1 protein-coding gene is annotated in these 500 nt (G+C 37.0%); it reads left to right on the top strand.

Annotation, left to right across the window (positions count from 1 at the left end; translation table 11 throughout):
• Positions 1–326 (top strand): aldehyde dehydrogenase family protein (locus AC1DND_RS29335; protein WP_477586551.1); only part of this gene is annotated, 326 nt, incomplete at its 5' end.
• Positions 327–500 lie beyond the last annotated feature (174 nt).

Here is a 500-nt window from a genome sequence, read left to right as displayed (position 1 = left end):
CAATTGATTTTGTGAACAGGAAAGAAAAGCCTTTGGCGCTTTATATTTTCTCAGACAATAAACAGAACCAAAATAAAATTATTACTGAAACAAGTGCAGGCGGAACCTGTGTAAATGATGTATTGGTCCATATCGGTAATCCTAATTTGCCTTTCGGCGGGGTAAATAATAGTGGCATAGGCAGTTGTCATGGTGTTTTTGGTTTTAAAACCTTTTCGCACGAAAGGGCAGTGGTTTTCCAGTCGAAGTTGGGATTAACCAAGATGATTTATCCGCCTTACGAAAAAAAAATGGGCTTGTTAAAATGGCTAAAGAAATTGATGTAAAAATATTCCGCGGATTCCGTGTTTCCGTGGCAAAATAATTCATACAAAAAGCCTATTTTGGATTCATGGATTTAGAACAGCTTAAATACCCGATTGGCCAATTTTCAATGCCAGACGTTTTCGATCAAAAACAAATCGACATATGGATTTCCGAAATAGAAGCTTTGCCTAATC

The organism is Pedobacter sp. 01N416 (genome assembly GCF_056399685.1).
This window is presented reverse-complemented; position numbering and strand designations above follow the sequence as displayed.